This window comes from Paenibacillus selenitireducens, from assembly GCF_002021565.1.
GTDB classification, from domain to species: Bacteria; Bacillota; Bacilli; order Paenibacillales; family Paenibacillaceae; genus Paenibacillus_K; species Paenibacillus_K selenitireducens.
On the sequence record NZ_MSZX01000004.1, the window covers coordinates 185,588 to 212,271 of the forward strand.

At 46.0% G+C, this 26,684-nt stretch carries 21 protein-coding genes; all 21 read left to right on the top strand.

What is annotated here, in order from left to right; genetic code table 11:
• Positions 1–72 precede the first annotated feature (72 nt).
• The 21 genes from bshC (at position 73) to sigE (ending at position 26,618) form a co-directional block, all read left to right on the top strand.
• Positions 73–1,710: a bacillithiol biosynthesis cysteine-adding enzyme BshC gene (bshC, locus tag BVG16_RS11305; RefSeq protein WP_078498745.1), complete on the top strand. Its 1,638-nt coding sequence runs from the start codon at positions 73–75 to the stop codon at positions 1,708–1,710.
• Positions 1,711–1,798: 88 nt separating this feature from the next.
• The gene (locus BVG16_RS11310) at positions 1,799–3,061 is read left to right on the top strand and encodes an adenosylhomocysteinase (RefSeq protein WP_078498747.1); all 1,263 of its coding nucleotides are present in this window, start codon (positions 1,799–1,801) and stop codon (positions 3,059–3,061) included.
• 125 nt (positions 3,062–3,186) lie between these two features.
• Positions 3,187–4,164: a DUF4349 domain-containing protein gene (locus tag BVG16_RS11315; protein ID WP_078498749.1), complete on the top strand. Its 978-nt coding sequence runs from the start codon at positions 3,187–3,189 to the stop codon at positions 4,162–4,164.
• A gap of 144 nt (positions 4,165–4,308) precedes the next feature.
• Positions 4,309–4,740 (top strand): division/cell wall cluster transcriptional repressor MraZ, encoded by a 432-nt coding sequence (mraZ, locus tag BVG16_RS11320; protein ID WP_078498751.1) that lies wholly within the window; start codon positions 4,309–4,311, stop codon positions 4,738–4,740.
• Positions 4,741–4,771: 31 nt separating this feature from the next.
• Positions 4,772–5,728 (top strand): 16S rRNA (cytosine(1402)-N(4))-methyltransferase RsmH, encoded by a 957-nt coding sequence (gene rsmH, locus BVG16_RS11325; protein WP_078498752.1) that lies wholly within the window; start codon positions 4,772–4,774, stop codon positions 5,726–5,728.
• A gap of 17 nt (positions 5,729–5,745) precedes the next feature.
• On the top strand, positions 5,746–6,156 hold the full coding sequence (locus BVG16_RS11330; protein ID WP_078498753.1) for a cell division protein FtsL: 411 nt from the start codon (positions 5,746–5,748) through the stop codon (positions 6,154–6,156).
• 10 nt (positions 6,157–6,166) lie between these two features.
• On the top strand, positions 6,167–8,380 hold the full coding sequence (locus tag BVG16_RS11335; RefSeq protein WP_233147002.1) for a penicillin-binding transpeptidase domain-containing protein: 2,214 nt from the start codon (positions 6,167–6,169) through the stop codon (positions 8,378–8,380).
• A gap of 74 nt (positions 8,381–8,454) precedes the next feature.
• Positions 8,455–10,389 (top strand): stage V sporulation protein D, encoded by a 1,935-nt coding sequence (locus tag BVG16_RS11340; protein ID WP_078498757.1) that lies wholly within the window; start codon positions 8,455–8,457, stop codon positions 10,387–10,389.
• Positions 10,390–10,422: 33 nt separating this feature from the next.
• Entirely contained in the window at positions 10,423–11,913 is a 1,491-nt protein-coding gene (locus BVG16_RS11345) for a UDP-N-acetylmuramoyl-L-alanyl-D-glutamate--2,6-diaminopimelate ligase (RefSeq protein ID WP_078498759.1), read from the top strand.
• On the top strand, positions 11,906–13,306 hold the full coding sequence (locus BVG16_RS11350) for a UDP-N-acetylmuramoyl-tripeptide--D-alanyl-D-alanine ligase (RefSeq protein ID WP_078498761.1): 1,401 nt from the start codon (positions 11,906–11,908) through the stop codon (positions 13,304–13,306). Before BVG16_RS11345 ends, BVG16_RS11350 begins: the two co-directional genes overlap by 8 nt.
• 87 nt (positions 13,307–13,393) lie before the next feature.
• A complete protein-coding gene (gene mraY / locus BVG16_RS11355; RefSeq protein ID WP_078498762.1) occupies positions 13,394–14,356 on the top strand; it encodes a phospho-N-acetylmuramoyl-pentapeptide-transferase in 963 nt (320 codons plus the stop codon).
• A gap of 3 nt (positions 14,357–14,359) precedes the next feature.
• Positions 14,360–15,793, top strand: coding sequence for a UDP-N-acetylmuramoyl-L-alanine--D-glutamate ligase (gene murD, locus BVG16_RS11360; protein WP_078498764.1), 1,434 nt, complete (start codon positions 14,360–14,362; stop codon positions 15,791–15,793).
• Positions 15,794–15,843: 50 nt separating this feature from the next.
• Positions 15,844–16,941, top strand: coding sequence for a stage V sporulation protein E (spoVE, locus tag BVG16_RS11365; RefSeq protein ID WP_078498766.1), 1,098 nt, complete (start codon positions 15,844–15,846; stop codon positions 16,939–16,941).
• A 5-nt stretch (positions 16,942–16,946) separates the two neighbouring features.
• A complete protein-coding gene (gene murG, locus BVG16_RS11370) occupies positions 16,947–18,059 on the top strand; it encodes an undecaprenyldiphospho-muramoylpentapeptide beta-N-acetylglucosaminyltransferase (protein ID WP_078498767.1) in 1,113 nt (370 codons plus the stop codon).
• Positions 18,060–18,254: 195 nt separating this feature from the next.
• Complete coding sequence (gene murB / locus BVG16_RS11375) at positions 18,255–19,160, top strand: UDP-N-acetylmuramate dehydrogenase (RefSeq protein ID WP_078499098.1); 906 nt, start codon at positions 18,255–18,257, stop codon at positions 19,158–19,160.
• A 16-nt stretch (positions 19,161–19,176) separates the two neighbouring features.
• Complete coding sequence (gene murA / locus BVG16_RS11380; protein ID WP_078498768.1) at positions 19,177–20,460, top strand: UDP-N-acetylglucosamine 1-carboxyvinyltransferase; 1,284 nt, start codon at positions 19,177–19,179, stop codon at positions 20,458–20,460.
• Between the two features lie 54 nt (positions 20,461–20,514).
• On the top strand, positions 20,515–21,279 hold the full coding sequence (locus tag BVG16_RS11385) for a cell division protein FtsQ/DivIB (RefSeq protein WP_078498770.1): 765 nt from the start codon (positions 20,515–20,517) through the stop codon (positions 21,277–21,279).
• Positions 21,280–21,460: 181 nt separating this feature from the next.
• A complete protein-coding gene (gene ftsA, locus BVG16_RS11390) occupies positions 21,461–22,705 on the top strand; it encodes a cell division protein FtsA (protein WP_078498772.1) in 1,245 nt (414 codons plus the stop codon).
• Positions 22,706–22,763: 58 nt separating this feature from the next.
• Positions 22,764–23,882, top strand: a complete 1,119-nt coding sequence (ftsZ, locus tag BVG16_RS11395; RefSeq protein ID WP_078498774.1) for a cell division protein FtsZ — start codon at positions 22,764–22,766, stop codon at positions 23,880–23,882.
• 1,065 nt (positions 23,883–24,947) lie between these two features.
• Positions 24,948–25,877 carry a sigma-E processing peptidase SpoIIGA gene (gene spoIIGA / locus BVG16_RS11400; RefSeq protein ID WP_233147003.1) on the top strand — a complete coding sequence of 310 codons (930 nt, stop codon included), beginning with the start codon at positions 24,948–24,950 and terminating at the stop codon, positions 25,875–25,877.
• 18 nt (positions 25,878–25,895) lie between these two features.
• Complete coding sequence (gene sigE, locus BVG16_RS11405) at positions 25,896–26,618, top strand: RNA polymerase sporulation sigma factor SigE (RefSeq protein ID WP_078498776.1); 723 nt, start codon at positions 25,896–25,898, stop codon at positions 26,616–26,618.
• The last annotated feature ends 66 nt before the right edge of the window (positions 26,619–26,684 follow it).

Sequence of the window (26,684 nt, forward strand, 5' to 3'; positions counted from 1 at the left end):
GGATCACTTTCAAAAAAATAGTGGATTGTCATCCAAGATGAAACAGAATTGAAGAAATGGAGGGGCTAGAACATGAATGTTGTTCAAGAACCAATGGCGGTCAGCCAACCTTTATCAGATATATACATGCGTGATTACAATAAGGTAAAGGAGTTATATGATTATAATCCTCAAACCGAAGAAGCGTGGCATGAACGAGCGGCATGGCTAGATCAGACACATGCTTTACGTGCGGATCGAAAGGCGCTTGTTAGTCGCTTGCGTTCCTACAATGCTGAGCGAAATCCGCATGAAGCAGTAGCTCGCTCGTTAGATGATTTGGAAGATGTAAATACACTTGTCGTGGTGGGTGGCCAACAGTCGGGATTATTCACCGGGCCGCTGCTTGTCATTTATAAAGCTTTGACGATTATTCAGACAGCTCGTATGGCTGAGAAAAGATTGAACCGGAAGGTTGTACCCGTATTCTGGATTGCCGGCGAAGATCATGATTTTGATGAAGTGAATCATACGTATGTTTTATCGTCAGATCTTCAAGTTCAGAAAATTAAAATTGACCACCCGACGGGAGAACGCTCCATGGTGAGTCAGGTTCAAGTGCCTATGGACGCTTGGCAGCAGGCCATTGAAGAATTGAGCGCTAAATTACCGAATACCGAATTTAAGGAAGATTTCTTCGCAAAACTTCAGTCTTACGCAGAGGTATCCTGTAATCTGAGTGATTATTATGCTAGAATTTTTGGGATGCTTTTTGGCGAGGCAGGTCTCGTGCTGCTGGATTCCGCTGATTCTGCGCTTCGTTCGATCGAAGTTCCTATGTTTGAACGAATTATCGAAGATAATGATCCATTAGAAGAAGCGTTGATGCAGTCGTTGCAAGATGTACAGGATCATCAATATAACTCACAGGCAGATGTAACCGCAGGCAATGCAAATCTATTCTATATCCATGAAGGAACCCGGCTCTTGTTACATAAAGTCGATGGCCGGTTTACGGACCGTAAACAGCAGGTCTCATTCAGTCGTGATGAGCTTCAACGTCTTGTTCAAGAACATCCAGAACGCTTCAGTAACAATGTGTTAACGCGTCCATTGATGCAGGATTACTTGTTCCCGGTATTGTCAACGGTGTTAGGGACAGGTGAGATTGCCTATTGGGCTCTGACGCATCGTGCATTCCATGCATTTGGCTTCAGAATGCCGATCATTGTGCCACGGATGTCGTTTACATTTGTTGAAGGCACGGTACAGAAGCAAATGACGAAGTATGAGCTGTCTTTCGCCGATGTCGTCGAGCGGTTCACAGTGCGCAAGGAAGCTTGGCTGCAAGCGCAGGATACGCTTGGATTAGATGTACATTTCGAAGATATGAAGCAGCAATTGAACGAGCTCTATGAGCCGATTCTTGAGAAATTGGCCCAGATTCAAGCGGGGTTAGGGAAGTTGGGAGAAACGAACAAACAGAAGGTATTGGAGCAGGTTGAGTTCCTACAGCATCGTGCGGCGAATGATCTCGCGAAGCAGAATGAGACGGCGCTTCGACACTGGGAACGGATCCACAGTTCAATCTTGCCTCTTGGCAAACCACAGGAACGTGTTTATAATATCTTTGCATATCTTAATCGATACGGACTGGCTTGGATTTCGTCATTATACGAAATTCCGCTCGATTTGTCCGGTCAACACCGTGTAATTTCTTTACCACAATAGAAACGCGGTCGCTCATCTTTGAAAGAACCTCGTTAGAGGTTTTCTCATAATAGATATTAGGTCATACATTTTGTGGGAGGGTAAGCGAATGAGTATTGCGCAGCAAAATAGTATTGTCAGAGATATGTCTTTGGCACCGGAAGGTCATTTGAAGATTGATTGGGTAAATGCCCACATGCCTGTGTTGAACAGTATTCGCGAACAATTTGAGAAAGAGCAGCCTTTTAAAGGATTGAAAGTAGCGATTGCTCTTCACTTGGAAGCGAAGACAGCCTATTTGGCCAAAGTGGTTCAAGCCGGCGGTGCTGAAGTGACGATTACAGGCAGCAATCCATTGTCAACGCAAGATGATGTATGTGCAGCCCTCGTCGAAGACGGCATTACCGTATTTGCGAAATATAATCCTGACCCGCAAGAATACAAAGAATTGATTCTCAAAGCCCTTGAGACCAAGCCGGATTTAATTATTGACGATGGCGGCGACTTTGTGACGATCTTGCACTCGGAGCGTCCTGATCTGATCGATACGATCCGCGGTGGTGCGGAGGAGACGACAACAGGTATCATCCGGTTAAAAGCCTTGGAGAAAGAAGGCAAGTTGAAGTTCCCCATGGTGGCCGTGAATGATGCGTTCTGTAAATATCTATTTGATAACCGTTACGGTACAGGGCAGTCCGTATTTGACGGCATTAACCGTACGACGAACCTTGTTGTTGCAGGCAAGACCGTTGTCGTTGTGGGGTATGGCTGGTGCGGTAAAGGCGTCGCTATGCGTGCCAAAGGACTCGGTGCGAATGTTGTCGTGACAGAAGTAGATCCAATTAAAGCCGTAGAAGCATATATGGATGGCTTTACCGTGAAGCCGATGATCGAAGCTGTGAAAGTCGGAGACTTCTTCGTTACGGTAACGGGGAACCGGGATGTTATTCGCGGGGAGCACTATGAAGTCATGAAAGACGGCGCGATTCTGTCGAATGCGGGCCACTTCGATATTGAAGTGAACAAACCGGAATTATATGATCTATCTTCATCCGTACGTACCGTTCGCCGGAATATTGAGGAGTTCCAACTGAAAGATGGACGCAAAATTTATTTGCTAGCGGAAGGCCGCCTTGTAAATCTTGCGGCAGGGGATGGTCATCCAGCTGAGATTATGGATACTACGTTTGCACTTCAAGCTCTAGCATTGAAATACGTGAATGAGCAATACCAACAAATTGGGAATAAAGTCATTAATGTGCCGTACGAGACGGATCGTGAAGTAGCACGGTTGAAGTTAACTTCGCTTGGCATTCAGATCGATACGTTATCTGATGAGCAAATCGCTTATTTAGATAGTTGGGCGGAATAATAGACGCAATCCAATCGAATAAATTGAAATTTTAGGTAAAATTTAGCAACCTCCTTGTAATCGTTCCCGTCTAATGGGGAAATGGTGTTTATCCATCACCATGCGATCTATAAGGGGGTTTTTTTATGGTCAAAAGAGGGGCGAAGAAGAGTTGGGTCATACTGATGATTTTGATGTTGTTCGTGATGTTAGTTACCGCATGCGGGAGTGCAAAAAACGCTGATAGGTCGGAATCTGCCGACAAGCTGACCGTATCCGACTCGGCGAACAAAGCCGATATGAAAACAGAAACATCGGCAGATGCGGAGACGGTGACGTCCGAATCCCAAGCAAGTCTAGAGAAGCCCCAGGCGGCTTCTGTTGGGGCAGGGGCTGCCGCAGGGGAGAAGCCAATCGATCCTGGGAGTTATGAGCGCAAGTTGATCTATAAAGCAAATGTGACGATCGAAGTAACAGACTATGCGAAAGCACAACGTGAATTACAGAATCGAATTCAGCTTGCTGGCGGGTATCTCTTGCAGTTCGCAGATCAGCAGAGCACCTATGAATTGGGTGGTAATTACACCATTAAGGTACCACAGCAAGGATTTATGGATTTCATGAAGCAAATCGAACAGATCGACCATCAACTATTTGAACAGAGCGTCGAAGGTCAAGACGTTACGGAAGAATACGTTGATCTGGAATCACGTCTTAAGGCGAAACAGGTGGTCGAGAAGCGGTTATTAGGATTCATGGAAAAAGCCGCGAATTCGGGCGATCTGTTGAAAATTTCTTCGCAGCTTGCGGATGTCCAAGAGCAAATTGAACAAGTTCAAGGCAGAATGCGTTATTTAGACCAGAACGTGGCCTATTCTACGGTGAGTATTCGTTTATATCAACCGATCGAATCTGCCAATAAACAGGTAAAAGCGTCGGATATTCCTTTTGTTGACCGTATGGGGAAGACGTTATCGAATAGTATGGATGGGGTTGTTGTGTTCTTTCAAGGGTTCATTCTGGTCGTCATTGCCTTATTGCCTGTCCTCATCATTTTGGCGGTCATTGGAATTCCAGTGTTTTACTATTGGCGGAAGCGCAAGCGTAAAAATCTGGATATTTAAGGCTGAACTAGCCAAAAACTTTTATTATTTATGAAAATCCTGCAATCCAATGCAGGATTTTTGTTTTGTGTGGCGAAGTAGTAACAGTGAAGTGGTGGAAAGTGGTGCGAAGTGGTAGATTGAGGGGGAGAGGTGGAGCGACCGATGTTCATGGGGGAATATCAACATACGATTGACGAAAAGGGTCGAATGATCATTCCTTCCAAGTTCCGTGATGCTCTAGGCAGCAACTTCGTCGTAACCCGTGGGTTAGATCAATGCCTCTTCGTATATCCTCGCACTGAATGGGAAGTGCTCGAGCAGAAGCTGAAGGCACTGCCGCTGATGAAGTCGGACGCCCGCGCATTTACGCGTTTCTTTTTTTCCGGTGCAACAGAATGTGAACTGGATAAACAGGGCAGGGTAAATATACCGAATAATCTGCTTCAATATTCCAAATTAGACAAGGACTGTGTTGTCCTTGGCGTTTCTAACCGTGTGGAGATTTGGAGCAAAGACATATGGGAGAACTACTTCGATCAATCGGAGGAATCCTTTAATGAAATTGCTGAGAAATTGGTTGATTTTGATTTTTAATACTAGATTCGCTAGCTAGGAGGGCTGCTGTTTGTTTCATCACATCACTGTACTTAAAGAAGAGGCCGTTGAGGGTCTTCACATCAAGCCCGAAGGAATCTATGTCGATTGCACCTTAGGCGGCGCAGGCCATAGTTCTGTGATCGCTTCGCAGTTGAAGGCACCGGGATTGCTAATCGCGCTGGATCAAGATGATACAGCTTTAGCCAATGCCAAGGAGAAGCTTGCTCCTTACGGTGACCGCGTCAAATTAGTAAAGACGAACTTCCGATATATTGAAGAAGTATTGCGTGACATTCCCGAAGTGCCAAAGGTGAACGGTATTCCGCAAGTCGATGGCATATTGTTCGATCTAGGTGTATCCTCACCGCAGTTGGATGAGGCTGATCGAGGGTTTAGTTATAATCAGGATGCGCCGCTCGATATGCGTATGAATCAAGATGAAATGCTGACTGCGCATGAAATTGTGAATGAATGGTCAGAACGAGAAATTGCGAAGATTCTGTTCGAATACGGGGAAGAGAAATTCTCGCGCCGTATAGCCAAGAACATTGTACAAGCTAGAGAAGCAGCACCGATTGAGAGTACAGGTCAATTAGCGGAGCTCGTGAAGGAAGGGATTCCTGCTGCAGCAAGGCGAACGGGTGGTCATCCGGCCAAACGAAGCTTCCAAGCATTGCGGATTGCCGTCAATGATGAATTGGGATCTTTTGAAGAAGCCTTGCATAAGAGTGTTCGCTGCTTATCACCTGGCGGAAGAGCTTCAGTAATTACGTTTCATTCCTTAGAGGACCGTATTTGCAAACAAATTTTTGCTCAATATATTGAAAAATGTACGTGCCCTCCAGACTTTCCGATGTGTGTATGCGGTAAGAAAGGTACGGTAAAGTTGGTGAATCGGAAGCCGTATCTTCCAAGCCAACGTGAGTTGGATGACAATCCGCGATCCCGCTCTGCCAAATTAAGAATCGCGGAAAAGCTTGAATAAAATGGGGGATTAAACAAATGGCATATGTTCGTGGCAATTTAGCGCTAAAAGAAAAGAAGATCCAACGCACACCTGAACGGTATCGGGAGACAACCAAGGTTGTTTCTCGCAAGGCAATGTTATCGACTCAGGAGAAACTGCTGTATTTGTTCACCATTGTCATTTGCTCCCTCGTTGCTGGCGTGATTATTTGGCGGTATGCACAAATCTATGATCTGAATATGCAAATGCAGAAGATGGATCGGGAAATGAAAGCTATGAAGCAAGAAATGACACAAATGAAAAATGAAGTGGATATGTTAAGCAGTCCGGCTGAAATTATGAAAAAGGCGACAGAGTTAGGTTATGTTGCACGCGAAAGCGGAAATGAAATAGATGTTTCTTCAAGTGATTCAAATACATCGAATCCGACGGCTACTGCGAATTAAGGAGTGCTGGATGATGGTAAAAAGAATACGAATTCGAACAATGTTTATAGGAGGATGTATAACCATCCTCTTTTTTATTCTAATAACACGGATTTTTTGGGTTCAGGTGGTAAATGCCTCCTTCTGGACCGCTGAAGCGAAAAAGACATGGTCGACGACAGTAGACTTGAAACCGGTTCGGGGTACCATCTTCGATCGGAATATGCGAGCATTAGCGGTGGATGCGCCAGCCTACACGGTTGCTGTGAATCCCAAGCGAATCCATGAATTAAAGCTAGAGACCCAAATCGCTGCTAGATTGAGTAAAATATTGAACAAACCAGAGGCGGAAATGATGACTCTTGTCACGGCCAAGAATAAGGACGGAGATTACTACGTACAGAGGGAAGTTAAGCCAGAGGGGTGGATGATTGATCAACCGCTTGGAGATAAAGTTTCTGCCTACATAGATGAGTTAAAAGATAAAGTAGGTAAAAATGCAGATGTCGGCATTTATTTGATGAAGGAGAGCAAACGCTTCTACCCGAACGATGAACTGGCCTCTCAAGTGTTAGGTTACATGGATAAGGACGGCAATGCCAAAATGGGGTTAGAATCGTTCTTCGACAAGGATCTGGCAGGTGCCGCAGGTTCGATCTCCTATGAGAAGGATCGGAAAGGCTATAAGCTCCCTTCCGCGGATGAGATCTATAAGCCGGAGAAGGACGGCAAGAATCTGGTATTAACCATTGATGAGAACATTCAGCATTTCACGCAAAAAGCGCTGAAAGAAGTCTATGACAAGTACCAACCGGTTAGTGCGACAGCGATCGTGGCGGATCCAAGGAACATGGATATTCTGGCGATGGCGAATATGCCAACCTTTAATCCGAACAAATATGGGGATACGAAAGATATGTCCAGTTTTAAGAACAATGCAGTGCAGTCTGCTTATGAGCCGGGTTCCACGTTTAAAATTATTACGTTGGCTTCTGCGGTACAAGAAGGAGTGTTCAATCCGAACGAACTGTATAAATCGGGTTCTATGAAGGTAGGGGGATGGACAATTCGTGACCATAAACGCGGAGGCTGGGGTGAAATTACATTTCTAGAGGGTCTGAAGCGTTCAAGTAACGTAGCCTTCGTCAAATTAGGATACGAAAGATTGCAGAAAGAAAAGCTGGAACAATATTTCAAAGATTTTGGATTCGGTCAGAAGTCGGGTATTCCCTTACCAGGTGAACGTGCAGGTACGTTGCTATTGGATTCAAGTACAGCGGTTGCGACATCTTCCTACGGACAAGGGGGGGTTGTCGTATCCCCGATTCAACAAGTGGCTGGTGTAGCTGCCGTGGCGAACGGAGGAAAGCTAATGGCACCGCGACTGGTGAAGGAAATCATCGATCCGACAACGAATCAAAAAACGGTGGTCGATCCGAAGGTCATTCGCCAAGTCATATCCCCTGAAACCTCACGTAAGGTTGGGGAATACTTGGAACAAGTTGTATCCGACCAGAAGATTGGTACCGGGAGAAGTGCATATATTGAAGGCTATCGCATTGCCGGTAAAACAGGGACAGCCCAGACGGCCGTGAACGGGAAATATTCTGCGGACAAATACGTGGTCTCTTTTATCGGATATGCGCCCGTCGAGGATCCTCAAGTATTGATATATGTATTGCTCGATCAACCAAATGATAAATATGCGGGCGGGGGTTCGGCAGCAGGTCCGGTTTTTAAAGAAATCATGAGCCAATCCTTAAGTTACTTAAATATTAAGCCAAGTACGAAGGTCAATGATGCGAATAAAGACAATAATAAAAATAGCAGCAAATCGTCGCAGACAGCGAATCCCGCAGCGATCGTACCTGATTTAGCGAATATGAAGTTGAATGAGGCGAAGGATCAATTAACGAAAAAAGGGATTACCTTTGAGACGATCGGGAAAGGAAACAAGATCATTCGGCAAGTTCCGGATAAAGGAACGCCGCTGGCGAATGGAAATCGAGTCTATCTCATTACAGAGGATCCGAAAAATATTACAATACCGGATATGAAGGGATCCTCGCTGCGCGATGTGCTCGAGTTCTGTACCTTGCTTGATATATCATACACCATTACAGGTGAGGGTTATGTCGTGAGTCAAGAGATTACGAAAGAAGAGAACCAGGTACATGTCAATTTCACGTTAGCGCCGCTAAATCATGTGGCGGATGAATCAAAAGGTGAACCTCCGCCGAAATAAGCTTGTTCTATCCCCTGTTTGTCCCGAATAGTCATGATATGAAACCATTCATGATGGACAGGGAGGGGAGCTTTGTGAAAAGTTCAGGTGTAACGGTAAGACGGAGAATATTATTCGCGCTATTCATAATATCTTTGGGGTTTGCTGCTCTGATGAGTAGGCTGGGGTATGTGCAATTATGGAAAGGCAATGAGCTGACAGAGAAGGCAGAAGATTCGTGGCGTCGCAATATCCCGTATTCCGCCAAACGCGGTGAAATATTGGATCGCAACAATGTACGATTAGCCTATAATGTCAGCTCTCCTAGCATTATGGCCATTCCCGTTCAGATTAAGGACAAACCTGCTGCTGCCAAAGCGCTCGCGAAAGTCCTGAATATGCCGGAAGAAACGATCCTCAAACAAATTTCCAAGCGCTCCAGATTAGAGAATATTCGTCCCGCGGGACGGAAGATTACGCTGGAGAAGGCACGTGAAATACGCGATCTGAATATCGACGGTATTGTCGTAGCGGAAGATAATAAAAGATATTATCCTTTTGACGATCTTGCTGCTTCTGTGCTTGGCATTGTTGGTTATGATGGCGGATTAACCGGTGTAGAACAACGCTATAACGATAAGCTGCAAGGTATGAATGGAAGTGTCTCCTTCCTATCGGATGCAGCCGGCAGACAAATGCCGAATTCATCCGAAAAATTCAAGCAGCCACAGGATGGTTTAAATTTACAATTGACGATTGACAAATATATTCAGACAATAGTGGAGCGGGAGTTAGACCAAGCGATGGCGCAACTGCAGCCGAATTCCATTATTGCGATTGCGATGAATCCTAAAAATGGTGAGATTCTGGCGATGGCAAGCAAACCGGGATATGAGCCAGGAAACTATGTGGAGTACGCACCAGAGCTGTATAACCGGAATTTGCCGATCTGGAGTACATACGAGCCAGGTTCGACATTCAAGATCATCACGTTAGCTGCAGCGTTGGAAGAAAAGAAAGTTGATTTGAAGAATGACCACTTCTATGACCCAGGTTATGTGGATGTAAGTGGGGCTAAGCTTCGCTGTTGGAAGAGAGGGGGACATGGCAGCGAGACGTTCTTGGAAGTCGTGCAGAACTCTTGTAACCCCGGATTCGTTGCACTAGGACAGCGGTTAGGCAAGGATAAGTTGTTTGAATACATACGTAACTTTGGGTTTGGACAGAAAACCGGTATCGATCTAAGCGGTGAAGCAACGGGAATCTTGTTCAAGCCTTCTCGTGTGGGCCCTGTTGAGTTAGCGACGACAGCCTTTGGTCAAGGGGTTTCTGTGACACCTATTCAGCAAATCGCCGCGGTCTCTGCAGCCATTAATGGTGGAAAGTTATATCAACCACATGTTGCTAAATCCTTAATTCAGCCGGATACAGGGATAACGCTTGAAAATTTTGCCCCAACGATGATCCGTCAGGTCATTTCGGAGGACACCTCCAAGCAAGTAAGAGAAGCCCTGGAGAGCGTTGTTGCGAAAGGGACGGGAGGCAAAGCCTTTATTGATGGGTACCGCGTTGGCGGGAAGACAGGGACAGCACAGAAAGTTATTAATGGAAAGTACTCTGCGAATGAGCATATCGTATCGTTTATTGGGTTCGCTCCAGCTGACGATCCGCAAATCGTCGTGTACACGGCCGTTGATAATCCGCAAGGGATTCAATTCGGGGGCGTGGTCGCTGCGCCGATTGTTCGAAATATTCTGGACGATGCATTACAATATATGGGGGTCCCGAAACGAAAAGATCAAATCGCGCACAATTATAAGCTTGATGAGATTCCCTATGTGACCGTCCCAGATATGAAAGGGATGACGCTCGACGATATTTATGAAGATATGAATTCGAATTTCAATCTAGCAAGAGCCGGATCGGGCAATGTGGTGATTAGCCAAGCGCCTAAGCCGGGAGAGCGGGTTGAGAAAGGTTCAACCATCCGCATTTATATGGGGAATGAACCTGCAGCTTCAAGTGAATGATGGTATTTATGGATTAGACGGAGGGATTAAGACATGCAATTAAAGGAACTCGTATCACGGTTAACGACAGCTCAGCTGGATGGCGAAGAAACCGTTGAAATAACTGGACTACAGACAGATTCTCGAAAGGTGCAGGCAGGGGACTTGTTCATTTGTTTGCCTGGGCATACCGTCGACGGGCATGCTTTTGCAGATAAAGCCGTAACGCAAGGTGCGGTTGCACTTGTAGTGGAGCATAAGCTTGATGTGGCGATTCCGCAGATTCTTGTAAAAGACAGCCGATACGCAATGGCCGTATTCGCAGATTATTTCTACGGGTCTCCAAGCCAACAGATGAGAATGATCGGTGTAACCGGGACGAACGGGAAAACAACGACAACCTATCTGATTGAGCGGATACTAAGTGATGCTGGTTTTCAGCCGGGCATCATCGGCACCATTCAAATGCGGTATGCCGGTTACAAAATCGATATGTCTAGAACAACTCCAGAAGCTTTAGAATTACAGCAATCGCTGCATGCGATGGTTGAAGCAGGCACGGATGCTTGTGTCATGGAGGTATCCTCTCATGCCTTGGAGCAAGGGCGAGTGAAGGGGTGCCGGTTCCGGACTGCGATTTTCACGAATCTAACACAAGATCATTTAGATTATCATAAGACGATGGAAGACTATCGTGCTGCCAAAGGGCTGTTCTTTTCTCGGTTAGGAAATGAATTCCCTATATCCCCAGAACAGCATCAATATTCCGTATTCAATGTGGACGATGCTGCGACGGAATATTTCACAACATTAACCTCAGCAGAGGTCATTACGTACGGGGTTGATCAACCGGCAGATGTCCGCGCGAGTGAAATTCGAATTACTTCGAAAGGGACGCAATTTCATGTGTCTACGTTCCGGGGAAATACGGACATTCAGCTTCAAATGGTAGGGAAGTTTAATGTGTATAATGCCTTGGCTGCGATCGCGGCCGGATTATTAGAGGGGATTTCATTAGAGCAAGTAAAAGCGAGCTTAGAAGCGATTCCTGGCGTTGATGGGCGCGTGGAAGCCGTTGATGCAGGACAATCCTATGCCGTCATTGTAGACTATGCCCACACACCGGATGGCTTGGAGAATGTCTTGAAGACGGTCAAAGAGTTCGCAACAGGACGTGTGCTGACCGTATTCGGATGCGGTGGTGATCGGGATCGGACGAAACGCCCGATTATGGGGCGACTGGCTGCCCAATATTCAGACCATGTGATCGTAACTTCGGATAACCCTCGTACAGAAGATCCGGCGCTTATTCTCGTAGATATTGAGCAAGGGATTATCGATGATACGACGCATACATCTACCTATGAGTTAGAAGTCGATCGCAGAGCGGCAATACAAAAGGCTATTGAAATGGCAAGCCCGCACGATGTAGTATTGATTGCGGGGAAAGGGCATGAAACCTATCAGCTCATTGGACATGAGACCCATGATTTCGATGATCGAAAAGTTGCGAAAGAAGCGATAAGGGGCAATTCACGTGATTAATAAAAAATTAAGTGAGATCGCTGCATTAAGCGGTGGACGATTGTCACATGAACAATACGAAGATGTCATGATACACGGCGTAGAAACCGACACGCGGAAGTTGTCTGGAGGTACGTTATTCGTACCTTTGTCAGGCGAGCGTTTTGATGGTCTCGAATTCGTCGGAGACGCATTGAAGCAAGGGGCGTCTGCGGCATTCTGGCCGGAGAGCCGTGAGCTGCCGGCTATAGAAGGAGCGCTCATTCTAGTCGATGATCCACTCCTAGCTTTGCAGCGTTTGGCAGCGAACTATCTTGAAGAACGTAATGTGCGAGTTGTTGGTATCACGGGCAGTAACGGGAAGACGACAACCAAAGATATGGTTGCCGGGTTGTTGCGTGCGAAATATCAAGTTCATAAGACGAGTGGAAATTACAATAATCATATCGGCCTACCGCTTACGATTCTTCAAATGCCGGAGCAGACCGATATCCTTGTGCTGGAAATGGGTATGAGCGGCCGCGGCGAAATTGAATTATTAGCAGGAATTGCGAAACCGGAAGTGGCCGTCATTACGAATATTGGGGATGCACATATGCTTCAGTTAGGTTCCCGCGAAGAGATCGCGAGAGCGAAGCTTGAAATCGTGAGCGGTCTTCAGGATCACGGTTTGCTTGTCTATAACGGTGATGAGCCGCTGATCGCGCAAGTATTGAACGAAAAAGCAACCATTCAGCCCGCTGATATGAAGCATTATCGGTTTGGCTTTGAACCTACGAATGATGATTACGCCACCGGGATTATGCTGAACGCACGAGGTACGATATTCACGACAACTTCGACAGAAGACGGGAGCTACTTCATTCCGTTACTTGGTCAACACAATGTGTCAAATGCGATGGCCGCGATGGCTGTGGCTAGATATTATGGCGTTGCTGAAGAAGATATCCGCCAGCAATTACGAGACTTGGAAGTTACCGGCATGCGAACAGAAGTCGTTACGGGAGTTACGGGTCTTACGATCATTAATGACGCATATAATGCCAGTCCGACAGCCGTTCGTGCAGCCTTGCAATTATTCGATCAAATGAGTGGCTTCCGGCAAAAAGCGGTGGTCCTTGGCGACATGTTAGAACTTGGACCTGATGAAGTCAATTTGCATCGATCAATTGGGCATGAATTCCGAGAAAAGAAAATAGATTACTTGTATACCTATGGTCCGCTTGCAGCAGAAATTGCAGCAGCTGCGTCGGAACACTTTCTAGCAGGACGTGTACGTGCCTTTGATGACAAAGGACAACTTGCATCCGAGCTATGCAGCATCCTATCTCCTAGAGACATCGTGATGGTGAAAGGTTCCCGCGGCATGAGATTGGAAGAAGTGGTGCGTTCACTCCGTGAAACCGCATTATAGAGGCTGTTCCCATATGGCATTCGTGAAAACAAGTGATTTTAAAATATGTGATTGTGGCAGTGATAGTATTTTAGGAGTGTGACGGTAGTGGACTTTAAATTAGTATTACTTACGATCGGTGTTTCCTTCATATTAGCAGTTATCGTCGGACCTCTATGTATCCCTCTGCTAAGAAGATTGAAATTCGGTCAACAAATTCGTCAGGATGGACCTCAAGGTCATTTGAAAAAAGCAGGAACTCCAACGATGGGCGGAATTATCATTCTGCTGGCCTTTACGTTAAGTTTTTTGAAGTTTTCAGTGATTAATACAGATTTTGCTGTCCTTCTGGTCGCAACCTTAGGATTTGGATTAGTAGGGTTTCTGGACGATTACATTAAAATCGTCTTTAAACGTTCGCTGGGTCTGACAGCGAAGCAGAAGTTATTCGGGCAGTTATTGTTCGCTATTATCGTATGTGCATTACTCATCTCAGATCATCATAGCACGGTGCTTTCGATTCCGGGGACATCCGTGAAGTGGGATCTTGGATGGTTCTACTATGTATTTATCACCTTGATGATGCTCGCCATCAGTAATGCCGTGAACTTTACGGACGGCTTGGATGGGTTATTATCCGGCGTGAGTGCGATTGCTTTTGGAGCATTTGCAGTTATTGCGATGCAGGTTACAGAGCATTCGGCGGCCATCGCGGCAGCGGCTATGATTGGTGCAGTGCTCGGGTTCCTCGTCTTCAATGCGCATCCTGCCAAAGTATTTATGGGAGATTCAGGATCGCTCGGGATTGGCGGAGCCATTGCAGCCGTCGCAATTTTGACGAAAACAGAGCTGTTGTTTATTATAATTGGAGGCGTTTTTGTTATTGAAATGCTTTCTGTTATCCTACAAGTAGGCTCCTTTAAGCTAAGAGGGAAACGCATCTTCAAAATGAGCCCGATTCACCATCACTTTGAATTAAGCGGTTGGTCGGAATGGCGGGTCGTTATTACATTTTGGGTTGTCGGCCTGTTGCTTGCAGGACTTGGACTTATTATCAACAAGGGGTTGTAATACATGAAGTTACCTGAAGCTTACCGAGGCCAAGACGTTGTTGTTCTTGGTCTTGCCAAAAGCGGCTTGCAAGTCGCGAAAGTGTTGTCCCAGTGGGGCGCGAACGTTACAGTAAATGATAAAAAAGAACGTAATCTAAGTCCCGAAGCTGACGAATTAGAAGCTTTGGGCATTTCTGTTATTTGCGGGGGTCATCCGGACGAGCTTATTCATCCTGGTGTGGCTCTTGTTGTCAAAAACCCGGGCATACCTTATTCGGTAAAACCGCTTCAGCAGGCGTTGCAATTAGGCATTGAAATTGTGACGGAAGTGGAAGTCGCTTCCTATATCAGTGACGCACCGATCATCGGGATTACCGGTTCCAATGGGAAAACAACGACCACCACGTGGGTGGGTGAAATATTAGATCGTGCAGGACTGCATCCAATCGTGGCGGGCAATATCGGAACACCGCTGGTTCAAGCGGTAGCAGATGCGACATCGGAGAACCGAATGGTTGTCGAATTAAGCAGCTTTCAGTTGAAAGGCACCCGAGCTTTTCATCCGCATATTGCTTGTCTGTTGAATATTGTGGAGACGCATTTGGACTATCATGGAACGATGGATGATTATGTCGCTTCCAAGGTCAACATATTTGCCAATCAGACGGCAGATGACTTTGCGATTCTGAACATGGACGATGCAGTCTGTCGTTCTTTGGTGGCCCAAATGAAGGCCAAAGTATTGCCGTTCTCCGGCAAGGAGCAGCTGGAGTATGGCGTATATGTAGAGCCTCCTTATCCGAAAGAAGCGGACACTGTCGATACATATGAGGGGATACGCCATGTCGTGTATCGGGATGCGGAAGGGCAAATCCATGAGATTATCGAAGTGGGTCACATTGGCATTCCGGCTCGCTACAATGTAGATAATGCGTTAGCTGCTTCCGCCATTAGCATTGCTGCCGGTGTCGAACCATCCCATCTTCGCACGCCATTATCGAATTTCCGTGGGGTGGAGCATCGTTTAGAATTCGTGGAGTCGAAAAACGGCGTCGTGTACTACAATAACTCCAAGGCAACCAATTCGATTGCAACCATCAAGGCGCTGCAAGCCTTCAAAGACGATATTGTGCTGATTGCAGGCGGATTAGACCGCGGGTCGGATTATCTAGAGCTGCTTCCCGCATTGCAGCACAACGTGAAGGCTGTTGTTGTCATGGGACAGACCAAAGAGAAGATCGCTGGCGTAGCGCAGTCTGCGGGGATAGAGGTGATCAAAACCGTCGATACTGTGGAAGATGCGGCAGCAACGCTGCGTTCTGCAGTGATCCAGGCAGCTCAGCTTGCCCAACCGGGAGACGTCGTTCTATTATCTCCGGCGTGCGCAAGTTGGGACATGTTTGAATCCTATGAACAGCGTGGACGAATTTTTAAAGAGGCCGTGCATAATCTTTAATAGGGGGGCATGTTCAAGCCCTCACATTTCAATGTAAGGGTGTGCCTGCCATGTCAAAAACACGTTCCGCGCCAGACATCTGGCTTATTATTTCGATTCTATCGCTTCTCGGCATCGGAATGGTAATGGTGTACAGTGCGGGGGCTGTCGTAGCCTTTCATGATTACGGCGATTCGTTCTATTTTGTCAAACGTCAATTACTGTTTGCGGTACTAGGTTTAGTTGCGATGTATTTTACGATGAACACCGATTACTGGGTATGGAAAAAGTATGCGAAGTTAGGGTTGATCCTTTGCTTTGCTTTACTGGTCATCGTATTGATTCCTGGAATTGGGGCTGTCCGCGGCGGTGCGCGCAGTTGGCTCGGAATCAGTTCATTTGGTATTCAGCCGTCTGAATTTATGAAGCTAGCAATGATTCTATTCTTATCGAAGCTGCTCGCAGATCGTCAGGCAGAACTCGGATCCTTCGTAAAGGGTCTTGTACCGCCTCTCGGAATTATGGGTCTTGCGTTCGGATTGATTATGCTGCAGCCGGATTTGGGAACAGGTACGGTTATGGTGGGCGCATCTCTGCTTGTTATTTACATATCTGGCGCGAAGGTGCGTCATTTGGCTTCTCTCGGCTTAGTTGGGGTAGCGGGCTTTATAGGGCTCGTTCTAGCCGCTCCGTACCGGCTTGCACGGATCACATCGTTCTTGGATCCTTGGAGCGACCCGTTGGGCGCCGGTTACCAGGCCATTCAATCGCTATATGCGATCGGACCGGGAGGATTTGTAGGTCTTGGGCTTGGGATGAGTCGGCAAAAGTATAGCTACGTTCCTGAACCGCAGACGGATTTCATTTTTTCGATTTTAGCTGAAGAACTTGGGTTTATTGGCGGAATAACCGTTTTAGTCTTATTTTTAATTCTAGTATGGCGCGGCATGCGTGTGGCGATGACGATATCCGATCCCTTTGGCAGCTTTCTAGCCGTAGGAATCGTAGGTATTGTTGCCGTCCAAGTCATTATTAACATCGGGGTGGTTATCGGTCTGATGCCTGTTACAGGTATTACGCTGCCGTTAATCAGCTATGGTGGTTCATCACTGACTTTAATGCTGACCGCTTTTGGTATTTTATTGAATATATCCCGTTACGCGAGGTGAATGTCATGCGAGTTGTACTCAGCGGCGGCGGCACCGGAGGTCATATTTACCCGGCAGTTGCCATTGCTAGACAATGTCAAACAGAGCATCCGGACACACAAATATTATACATTGGTACAACCAAAGGACTGGAGAGCACGCTCATTCCAAAAGAGAACATTCCTTTTGAAGCGATTGAAATTACAGGTTTTCGTCGGAAGCTATCGATGGAAAATGTAAAGACGGTCGTTCGGTTTCTAAAAGGTGTGAGCCGTTCCAAAAAAATATTGAAAGAATTTAAACCCGATGTCGTCATTGGAACGGGGGGATACGTCTGCGGTCCTGTTGTCTATGCTGCATCTAAGCTGGGCATTCCGACGATGATCCATGAGCAGAATGCCATCCCAGGATTAACGAACAATTTCTTAAGTCGTTATGCAGACACGGTTGCGCTAAGTTTCAAAGAGTCTCAGAATCAGTTCAAACAAGCCAAACATGTGTTGTTTACCGGGAATCCGCGTGCGACAGCCGTCTACCATGCTGACCGTAAGAAAGGGTATGCCTCGTTAGGTATCCCTGAAGGCAGTCGCATCGTGCTGATCGTCGGCGGAAGCCGCGGTGCAAAGGCGATTAATGAGGCGATGATGGGGATGGCTTCGCATCTCACGCGTCTTCCAGATGTCTACTTTGTCTATGTGACGGGGGAGAGTTACTACGCGAATACGCTGGAGAAGATTCAACAAACGGTCAATCCGATGCCGAAGCGGCTCCAGATCCTGCCTTATCTTCATAATATGCCGGATGTGCTTGCAGCAACTTCGCTTGTGATTGGACGTTCAGGGGCTTCGTCATTAGCAGAAATGACTTCTCTTGGCATCCCGTCGATTCTGATCCCGTCGCCGAATGTGACGAATAACCACCAGGAAGCTAATGCCCGTTCTCTTGAGCGAGCGAATGCGGCGGAAGTCATTCTAGAGCGGGAGCTCGAGGGTTCGAAGCTATTCGCCCTTGTAGAGAATATTATGAATGATCATGCACGGTGGGATAAGATGTCTGAAGCCGCGAGAACGCTGGGACAGCCGGATTCGGCAGAACGTATCGTGCAAGAAATGATTCGATTAACGGAACAAAATCGATAAAACGACAACTAGAATTAGCACACAGTAGAAGACCCTAGGCGATTGTCACACTCCCCCTCTGTCTGACATAAGATACTCTATAATCGTGGCAGACATCCATGAGGTCCGGCATTCACAAGCCTGATTGGAGTTACATTGACGCCTGAGGTCGCTCTCTTACTGATTTGCACGAAGGAGGTTCATGGTATGCATGATATGCAGCCGTTTATAACAGAATTAAATTCCGCTCAAGTAGGAGACATTCTTATCGATGAACCACTTGCAAAGCATACGACATGGAAAATCGGAGGCCCAGCGGATGTACTCATTGTACCGAGCGGAAAAGAACAACTGGTGATGACGGTCAAGCTGCTGCATAAGCACGGTATTCCTTGGACGACGATCGGCAGGGGTTCGAACTTGCTTGTGTTGGATAAAGGGATTCGCGGCGTGGTCATAAAGTTAGGCAAAGGCCTAAACTATGTAGAGTTTGAGGACACCACGGTCCGTGTTGGGGGAGCCTATTCCTTTGTCACATTAAGTATCAAGGCTGGTAAGGAAGGCCTGACGGGCTTGGAATATGCAGGGGGAATTCCGGGGTCCGTCGGCGGTGCCGTGTACATGAATGCTGGAGCTCACGGATCTGATGTGTCACGCATATTTAAGGAAGCTGAGATTGTACTGGAGACAGGGGAATTGGTGCGGTATTCTGCTTCGGAAATGCAATTCGCTTATCGACATTCCGTTCTACACGAAGTACGCGGCATCGTGCTTGAAGCGACATTCGCGTTAGAACATGGAGATCGTAAAGAAATTGCGGCCGCATTGGCATCATACAAAGATCGTCGATTAAAAACACAACCGCTGCAGTTGCCATGTTGTGGCAGCGTATTTCGGAACCCGCCGAATGATTTTTCTGCAAGGTTAATTCAAGAGGCAGGCTTGAAAGGATATCGCGTTGGTGGTGCTGAAATTTCGACGTTACACGCCAATTTCATTGTAAATACCGGTCAAGCGACAGCTAGAGATGTTCTCACCCTAATTGATGAAATCCAACAGACGATTCAGTCGAAGTATGGCATTTCGTTAGTGCCGGAAGTGTTGGTGGTGGGTGAGCGGTAAACTCGGAGGTGATACATTGGACAAATTGGTGATTGAGGGTGGGAAACCCCTGTCAGGAACCATTCGTATCCATGGAGCGAAAAATGCCGCATTGCCGATTCTTGCAGCAAGCCTTCTGACGCGTGGAAGAATACAGCTTCATAATGTTCCGAAGTTGTTGGACATTCAGGTTATGCTTCAGATCTTAGAGGATATTGGCTGTGAGACGCAGCATATCAATGATGTTGTTGTCGTGGATACGTCGGCGGCGAATTCCTCGCATGTTCCGGAATCCTTGATGAAACAGATGCGCTCTTCGATATTTTTAATGGGTCCGTTGCTTGCTCGGTTTGGAGAAGTGCAGATTTATCAGCCTGGAGGCTGTGCCATTGGTGAACGTAAAATTGATCTGCATTTAGAGGGGTTAATGGCACTAGGTGCCCAAATCCTGCAAACGGATCAACGCATCATTTGCCGTGCAGAACAGCTGACTGGTGCAAATATCCATTTGGATTTCCCAAGCGTTGGCGCGACAGAGAATATTATGATGGCGGCTGTACTTGCTAAAGGGACGACAACAATTACAAATGCGGCAAGAGAACCGGAAATTCAAGATTTGCAGAATTTCTTGAATCAACTCGGCGCTCGAATTCATGGTGCGGGTACCGATACGATTACGATTGACGGTGTTGAGGAGCTGGTTCCATGTGAGTATGAAGTGATTCCAGATCGCATTGTCGCTGGAACCTTCATGATTGCCGCAGCAGCCACAAGAGGCAACGTCACGCTTACGCACGTGAATGCGAACCATCTTACATCTCTCATTCATGTGTTAAGAGGTGTTGGTGTTCAAGTCTCGGTTGATGATGATATAATACATGTGAGCTGCGCGACAAGACCGCATGCCGTTGAGCGAATCGTAACTTCGCCTTATCCGGCATTTCCGACGGATTTACAATCTCAGATTATGGTGCTGCTGTCGCTGTCGGACGGAACTAGTATTATGAAAGAAACTATATTTGAAGGGCGCTTTAAACATGTGGATGAATTAACTCGCATGGGTGCGGATATTCGAATTGACTTAAATTCTGCGTTTATACGAGGTGTGAACCGTCTGCTTGGAGCGAGTGTGGAAGCAACCGATCTGCGCGCAGGTGCCGCACTTGTCATCGCAGGCCTTGCTGCACATGGAAAGACCATTATCGAACAAGTACATCACATTGATCGCGGTTATGATCAGATTGAAATATTATTCTCTCGTTTAGGCGCAACCATTTATCGTCAATCGCCGGTATCCAGGCAGCTGGACTTTGCAAATTAACCCTGCATCCCCTTCCTTGTGAAGGGGATCAAGGCTTTTATAGGTGGTAATGAAATGACTCAACAACTTCCCGTGTTAAAAGAAAAAAAAGTAAAAACCAACACAAGTCGGAAGCTATTATTTATTCTTCTGATCCTTTTTGTCGTGCTGCTTGCGGTTCTATTTTTTCGTTCTTCCATGAGTAAGATTTCAGAGATTCATATAACCGGAAATCAGTTGATACCGAATCAACAGTTGGTGGAGAAGAGCGGGCTGCATATCGGCGACCAATTTTTTGGGACAAGCAAAGGAACCATTCGAGAGCGGCTGCTGGAGAATAAAGCCGTTCAAGATGTGAAGATCGAGTTGAAATTTCCAGGAGTCATTTCCATCTCGGTGCAAGAGTTTTCAACTGTAGCCTATCAAATGTCTCCGACAGACGGTAAAATCACAGGGCTTCTATCCAATGGAACAACCCTGCCCTTGCCGAAGGACCATATCCTTGTGGAGAAGCCTATTCTAACGAATTGGAAAGCAGGGGATGCCCTTCTAGGGAAGTTATGTAAGCAGTTAGGTGAGATACCTGATGAATTGTTGACGGACATCTCGGAAATTATGCCAGACCCATCGAAGTCTTATCCTGATCGTATCAAAATGTACACGCGCTCTCAGTTTGAAGTACTTACGACGATCTCATTAATGAAAGATAAAGTAGAGTATTTAAGCAATGTGATAGAGACGCAGCAACCCGGCCTGATAACGATGCTTACTGCGGACACCTATCGCCCGTTTGACAATACACCATGGGGGACTGATCTAGAAAAAGACACTACTCAATAAATTGAAAAAATGTTAGAATAAAAAAGATAGACTTGTCTTTGATTTCTAATTTTTTTTGGAAACAATTTACCAATAAAAAAATTGTAGAAAAAAGAGGGAAAAAATAAAGTTTGTTGAATAAGTACAGAGTGTCATACAAAATTACTATTATACTTAGGTAGAAATAGGAGGTGCCACAGATTTGAGCAACGGTGACATCATTGTTAGTTTGGACATCGGTACATCCAAAGTTCGAGCTATTATCGGTGAAATGAACAATGGAACCTTTAATATTATTGGAGTTGGATCTGCTGACTCGGAAGGTATTCGAAAAGGAGCAATTGTAGATATTGACCAAACGGTACAGTCGATTCGCAATGCTGTCGATCATGCAGAACGTATGGTTGGCATTCAAATATCGGAAGTTTTTGTCGGAATTTCAGGAAATCATATTGGGTTGCAATCTAGTCATGGCGTCGTCGCTGTTTCGAATGAAGATCGTGAAATCGGTGACGAGGATATTGAACGTGTATTAAAAGCTGCGGAAGTGATCGCACTTCCTCCAGAACGAGAAATTATTGATGTTGTTGCTAAACAGTATGTTGTAGATGGATTGCAAGGAATTCAAGATCCTCGCGGAATGATCGGTGTACGGTTAGAAGTAGAGGCAACTATTATTACAGGTGCTAAGACTGCTATACATAACCTACTTCGCTGCGTTGAAAAAGCAGGGCTGAAAGTAAAAGATTTAGTACTTATGTCGTTAGCCGGGGGCCAATTAGCCCTATCCAAAGACGAGAAGACGATGGGATCGATTCTTGTGGATATTGGAGCAGGCGCAACGACCATTGCTGTCTTCCAAAACGGTTCTATGATTGCGACTTCTACATTACCGATCGGCGGAGAGTTCGTGACGAATGATATTGCGTATGGACTTCGTACGTTGACGGATCAAGCCGAACGAGTGAAATTGAAATTCGGATGCGCCTATGGCCCTGACGCTGCAGCGGATCAAGTATTCAAAGTGATTCGTATTGGAAGCAATGTGGAGAAAGAGTTCTCGCAAGTTGATCTTGCGGCAATTATCGAACCACGTGTACAAGAAATCTTCCAAATGGTACGTCAAGAGATAAAGAGATTAGGGTATAGCGATATGCCTGGCGGTTATATTCTTACAGGTGGCACAGTGTCTATGTCGGGTGTACTTGCCGTTGCCCAAGCAGAGCTTGAAGCAACAGTACGTATAGCGGTTCCTGATTTCATCGGGGTTCGCGATCCAGGCTATACCAGCGGTGTTGGTATTATTCATAATGTTATTCGTACAGTGAGAATGCGTACGGCTACCGTAACGAAGAAAGTTACCAAAAATCCGAAAACTCCGAAGAACGTGGAAGAAAAACCTGGGCTCTTTGATCGAATGAAAAAGTTTTTTGAAGATTTCATATAATCACACTGAATATCGGTAACAAGAGCCAGTCAAGGGCAATGAGGGGGAGATGAAGATTATGTTGGAATTTGATTTTGAATTGGAGTCGTTGGCGCAAATTAAAGTCATCGGTGTCGGTGGCGGCGGTAGTAATGCAGTTAACCGAATGATTGACAATGGCGTTAAGGGTGTAGAATTTATAACTGTAAATACAGATGCTCAAGCGCTTCATTTGGCAAAATCGGAGCATCGTTTACAGATTGGTGATAAATTGACTCGTGGACTTGGCGCAGGTGCAAATCCAGATGTAGGGAAAAAAGCTGCAGAAGAGTCTCGTGAAGCGATTATGAATACATTACGTGGCGCAGATATGGTGTTCGTTACTGCGGGCATGGGTGGCGGTACAGGTACAGGTGCTGCACCGGTCATCGCTGAAATTGCAAGAGAATGCGGCGCTTTGACGGTTGGTGTGGTGACACGTCCGTTCTCGTTCGAAGGCCGCAAACGTTCTACGCACGCGGAACTTGGTATCGAAGCGCTGAAGGAAAAAGTAGATACACTCATTGTCATTCCGAACGATCGCCTATTGGAGATTGTGGATAAGAAGACCCCGATGCTCGAAGCATTCCGTGAGGTAGATAATGTATTGCGTCAAGCGGTACAAGGTATTTCTGACTTGATCAAAGTGCCAGGGTTAATCAACCTTGACTTTGCCGACGTGAAGACGATTATGACGGAACGCGGTTCTGCATTGATGGGGATTGGCGTTGCGAATGGTGAGAACCGTGCGGCTGAAGCTGCGCGCAAAGCGATTATGAGTCCATTGCTAGAGACTTCGATTGAAGGTGCACGCGGTGTGATTATGAATATTACGGGCGGCACGAACTTATCTCTCTATGAAGTTAATGAAGCCGCAGAAATTGTCATTTCAGCATCAGATCCTGAAGTGAATATGATCTTCGGTGCCATCATTGAAGAAGAGATGAAGGATGATATCAAAGTTACGGTCATTGCAACGGGCTTCGAACATAAGAGCATTACAATGCCAGGTCGTAGACCAACGGCAGCAGCTCCTGCGGAGGAAGTACACGAAACCAAATCGGCGGCTAGTAATTTGAGACCGTTCGGGAACCAACCGTCTGGGGATCAACTCGATATTCCTACCTTCTTACGCAACCGTCCTCGCAACAACGATTAATATCATGCCTATGAGATGAAGCTCATTTTACAGTAGATCCTACTGTGAGATGAGCTTTTTTACCATAATAGCGTTTTTCAAAAGTTTCGACGTATCGAAACACTACATTCTGCTTGGCGATAAAAACCACTCATGACGTCTCTCTGGCGTCACCACCAAGAATGAAAATAAATGCGTTCTCACACATTTTGGACGCAATAGAAATCATTTCGTCAAAGATGAGTAATAACAAATCAAATGACGAAGGTAGTACTGGGATTCAATCCTGAATATACTGAGATTCGATCCTGAATAAAAACCCGTCGTATTGCGCCTACGAGAACCGCCATCTGCTTCCTAAGAGAGCGTGTACGCGGCCGCTCAACTTCGAATGGACTTCGATAGAGGTTTTTCTTAATATTCTTTTTTTCTTAATATTCTAGAATTTATAACGTTTCGAGAGATATCCGAAATCAAATTAGGGTGCAGGGAACGGAGTGAACGGAACAAGAAATGAACGCAACGAGAAATGAACGGACACAGGAGACCTTAATGATGCCAAAAGCACACAAAATGCAGAGTGAACGGACACAGCAGCTCTTATCATGCGAAATATAAGCTATATCCTCATGATTCGAATGGAATAAGTGCATCTGTGTCCGCAACAACGGCTAATCTATGAGCATAGCAAACAATAAGGTCTCTCATGTCCGTTATATACAAAGAGCTTATATAATTTGTCAAGATTTCGTATCTAAGACAGCTGAAACTGAAATACCAACCCATCGTTCCTATTCACTAATCCACCGCTCTTATCCACCAACCCATCGTTCCTATCCACTAACGTATAGGTTCACTCAATAAAGGACCGTCGGGTTGTTCCCTGACGGTTTTTCACACTTTACAAATGCAATACAAAAAAATAACTTGCCGCCCCAAATTGAACCAAGGGTAGAGATTTTTTTGTTTCATTCCTCGACAAAAAAAGATACATCCCTTCCGCACGTTTAGACAGACTTTGGATATTGATTTTAATATACTAGTTTCATCCGCTGCCAAGTCTGGTTGGAATATGGCAAGTAGGTGGTGAAGCGACTGGTTGTATATATCGATCTCATATTTTTAATGAACCTACTCATTGATGCTGCACTCTTGTGGACAACGGCATGGATGCGTAAACTAAAGCCCCGAATATGGCGCCTCATCGTAGCGGCGGTGCTGGGAGCCTGTTATGTGGTGATGATGTTCGCGCCTGCATTATCTTTTATGTTCACGTTTCTCATTAAATTCGCGATTTCATTCGTGATGCTCTGGATTGCCTTTGGATTTATCAGCCTACAGAACTACTTACGCAACATGGCAGCATTCTATGTCATAAATTTTGTGGCAGCAGGAGGCATCCTCGGGGCTCACTATCTGTTGCAGAATTCAGGAGATGTGTTGAACGGCATCTGGTTTTCGCATTCCGGAGGGTTTCGGTTTGACTTGAAAGTCGGGTTTTGGCTGGTTGTATTGGGTTTCATCGTCACAGTACTGTTATACAAGACGGTGATACGCAGTCGTGCGAACAAAGAGACAATGACGCAATTTCTTGCACAGGTTCATGTATGGATTGATCAGGAGCAGTCAAGCTGTATTGGATTGATTGATACGGGCAATCAACTTACCGATCCTTTAACAAGAACACCTGTTATCGTCATGGAAGCCAGTCTGTGGCAGCATGTATTGCCTGAAGGCTGGGCACAGCGATTACGAACAATGGAAACCGATCAATTGATTATGGAAATGCAAGAGTCATCGATTCCATGGCAAGATCGGTTGCGAATGGTACCTTTTCGCGGTGTGAATCGCGGTGCTACGCAATGGATGCTAGCTATTAAACCTGATAAAGTGGCCATTACGCATGAAGGAACGACGACGGAATGTACGAAAGTATTGATCGGACTGGATGGCGGCACGTTGTCATCAGACGGCAGCTATCGGGCGATACTGCACCCGACGCTACTTCAACATTAATGTTTAGGAGGAACGGGAATGCTCTTGAAATGGAAATTGATGCTGCAATTGAACTATTATCGGGTTCTTTTTTTGCTAGGGTTGAAAAGCGGGGAGATCTACTATATTGGAGGTAGCGAAGCTCTTCCACCACCTTTGACAAGAGAAGAAGAGGAGTATCTGCTCACGCGGTTGTCATCGGGCGACTCGGCGATTCGTGCGATGTTAATTGAACGTAACTTGCGACTTGTTGTCTATATCGCACGTAAATTTGAGAATACAGGTATTAATATCGAGGATCTTGTATCGATCGGTGCGATAGGGCTGATCAAAGCTGTGAATACGTTTGACCCGGACAAAAAGATCAAACTAGCTACCTATGCATCACGTTGTATTGAAAATGAAATTCTCATGTATTTGCGACGGAACAGCAAGATCCGAACGGAAGTTTCTTTTGACGAACCGCTGAACATTGACTGGGACGGCAATGAGTTGCTGCTATCGGATGTGCTCGGAACGGAGAACGATACGATTTATCGGAACATCGAGGAGCAGGTCGATCGCAAACTTTTACATAAAGCCTTGGATAAGTTATCGGACAGAGAACGCGTCATTATGGAGCTGCGCTTCGGATTAACGGATGGTGAAGAGAAGACGCAGAAAGATGTAGCCGATATGTTGGGGATTTCCCAATCTTATATTTCCAGACTGGAAAAACGGATCATTAAGCGTCTTCGGAAAGAATTTAATAAGATGGTATAATGCAATACCAGCGCGATTTTCCGTCCCATTTGATGGGGGATTATGTCGAATTCAGGTAGATCGAAA